The sequence below is a fragment of the Pseudoalteromonas sp. NEC-BIFX-2020_002 genome (assembly GCF_013002825.1).
GTDB lineage: Bacteria > Pseudomonadota > Gammaproteobacteria > Enterobacterales > Alteromonadaceae > Pseudoalteromonas > Pseudoalteromonas neustonica.
Genome location: NZ_JABEPJ010000038.1, coordinates 1 through 2464, shown reverse-complemented (window position 1 = coordinate 2464; position 2464 = coordinate 1). Strand labels below are relative to the sequence as shown.

The following is a 2464-nucleotide window of genomic DNA, read 5'->3' as shown; positions in this document are numbered from 1 at the left end:
TTGTAGAAGCTCAAAAACAAAAGGAATTAACATTGCGCTAGGCAATAACTACTTAGCGTCACAAGGGTTAGTGTCATTGAGAGATATTTGGATCAATATTCATTACGGGAGATGAACCGCCCATTGCACTTCCTGTTAATAAAAAGCGCATGATGGGTGGTGTGGGGGCTGGAGGTTAGAGACCTCCGGCTACCCGATTATATGCGCTTTACAGTAAAAATTAAAGTACGTTTAATACCACAGGACGGTTACTTCTTTTTATTGACTTAATTATATTTGACTTGTTTGCATGGTGTATTTGATGAAACTCTTGATTGAATTTCATTGAAATAATAAAAATATAAGATTGCGTCAGTGATACAAATATATCTGATACTTTTCTTGCACTAGCAATATCTTGGGTAGGAAAATAATTTAAAGCCGATATATGTTGCATATTTGATTTACGAGCAGTATGTGTGTCCTCACACAAATCAGAATATTGTTTTTTTATATCATCGAAGCACGATTTGAGTGGCTCATTTGAAAAAAGACTAATTTTAGAAGCTTCTTCAAATATTTTAAAAACGCGTTTTTCAGAGGTTATGTTTGGTAGTTGCTCAACTGAAATACCTTTAACAAAGGTTTCAATTGAGCTACGCAACATTAGTCTAGAAGCCTTATACCCACCATTAAATGTAAGAAAAAAACTATTTCCTAAATCAGACAGGGACTCAAAAAGATAGTTTTTACAATCATCATTATTGTTAAATCCATTATTTTTAATATCTTCACTATTTAACTCCACTAATAAAGCTAACAAGGAAAAATATTTTTTATGAATTTTTGAAATAATAGGCAATATAGCTTTGTCTTCAGCAAGGCTTTCAAGGTTATAATTTTTAATAAAGCTGACTAACTGCTCCAAATCAGCTGATAATTCTCTAGACATTTAATTACCTATTAAGATTTATTTAATTTTGAAATTGCTTCATTCCAAGAGAAATCTATATCATTACGAGTTTTTCTGAATTGAACTAGCTTGTCGTCACTCTCTGTTAATACTGATAGCGAGTTCATTATCGATAATAGTTTTTCTTCGTCTACCTTTATGATTTCTGTAACAATAAATCCAACCAATTCATAACGAGATCGTCGATCATTTCTAGTCATTTGGATACTAAATAGGTTTTCTGCAAACTCGATAATATCTTTGTTTGTTCTAAATAACTCTTTGTCCTGCAAGAGAAATGGCAAAACGCCTATGTAATGACTAAGTTTATTTGCTTGTTTAGTTTCAGATACTACTGACTGATTTGGCTCAACTTGGTGCCTTAGAAGCTCTGAAACATTTTCAAGATCAATTTTTTTCTTAGAGTTCAATAACCATGCTAGCTCTTCTATAAAGTTAGCTGCTTGCAATACTTTGTTTTTATCTTTAACTTTCATTTTCTATCCTTGTAAGCATTTCATCTACAATACCCGACAGAGCGGTTTTAATCGTTGTCTCACCCAAATCTAAAATAAAGTTGTTTAATTGCTTACCTGCGACTTCTGTACGTTTAGGTAATTCTCTATTGTAAATTAAATTACTCCATCTTGGGTTCGCAGCTATAGAACTTTTAGCGGAATTATATACCCTAGTACCTTTCTCTGTAATAGTTAAAACTAAACCAATACACTTGATAGATAAGTCAAGATCGTCTTTCTTTTCGCTTACAATATTGTTCAGTAAATCTATCCCGGTTAAGGAAATAGGATCTGCCTTAACAGGTATCAAATAATAATCTGATGCTATTAATGCACTTGTCATCCATAAAGATGGTGTAGGCGGTGTATCGATTATAACGTAATCAAATAATTCCTTATTGCTTTGAAGGTATTTTTTAAGCCTATTTTCACGACCTTCACCGGGTGCTATCTCTAACCTGTACAGGTCTAAATTACCGGGTAAACACCAAAGGTTTTCTTTTACTTTTACCGGTTTAATATCAGCCAGTATTTTGGAAGTAGTTTTTGAGGCGCCATTTACCACACTAATATTAATTTTAGTCTCTTTATCAAAGAGATCTGTGATAGTTTCTTTTTTTTCTTTTAGGTGACTCATATATTGGTCAGGTGTAAAAAGACACTGAGTAGCATTAAACTGCGGGTCAATATCCACGATTAATACTTTTTTGTTAAACCTACGCGCTAAACTATCTGCAATATTCACTGATAATGTTGTTTTACCAACACCACCTTTCATGTTTATTAAACTAATAACTTTCAAAATAACTTCCTTAGTTAAAAAATATTTTTTACTTCACACTTCCATATTATGGGCTTCACAAAAAAATGGGGATGACGCAAAGCATGTAACATTTTAGTATTTATGCGACACGCAGTTTGTGTTGCATAATCGCTTGTTGGACTGAGGCGCTACCTGCTCGGTGTGTTCGCGTTGGTATTGTTTATGCTATGGGAATTTGCTTTTTATGGCCTA

Annotated in this window: 3 protein-coding genes; all 3 read right to left on the bottom strand. The window is 33.2% G+C overall.

The window, feature by feature from the left end:
• Positions 1-220: 220 nt before the first annotated feature.
• From HJP15_RS21520 to HJP15_RS21510, 3 genes are read right to left on the bottom strand one after another with little or no spacing between them, the layout of a single operon-like run.
• On the bottom strand, positions 221-931 hold the full coding sequence (locus HJP15_RS21520; RefSeq protein WP_011328275.1) for a hypothetical protein: 711 nt from the start codon (positions 929-931) through the stop codon (positions 221-223).
• Between the two features lie 11 nt (positions 932-942).
• Positions 943-1428 carry a hypothetical protein gene (locus HJP15_RS21515; protein WP_011328276.1) on the bottom strand — a complete coding sequence of 162 codons (486 nt, stop codon included), beginning with the start codon at positions 1426-1428 and terminating at the stop codon, positions 943-945.
• On the bottom strand, positions 1418-2251 hold the full coding sequence (locus tag HJP15_RS21510) for a ParA family protein (protein ID WP_080516810.1): 834 nt from the start codon (positions 2249-2251) through the stop codon (positions 1418-1420). The genes HJP15_RS21515 and HJP15_RS21510 overlap by 11 nt, the downstream gene beginning before the upstream one ends.
• Positions 2252-2464: the final 213 nt, after the last annotated feature.

What these genes read in the sequence shown, in the direction of transcription:
- HJP15_RS21520 (WP_011328275.1), bottom strand. Translation starts at nt 931, where the DNA reads ATGTCTAGAGAATTATCAGCTGATTTGGAGCAGTTAGTCAGCTTTATT.
- HJP15_RS21515 (WP_011328276.1), bottom strand. Translation starts at nt 1,428, where the DNA reads ATGAAAGTTAAAGATAAAAACAAAGTATTGCAAGCAGCTAACTTTATA.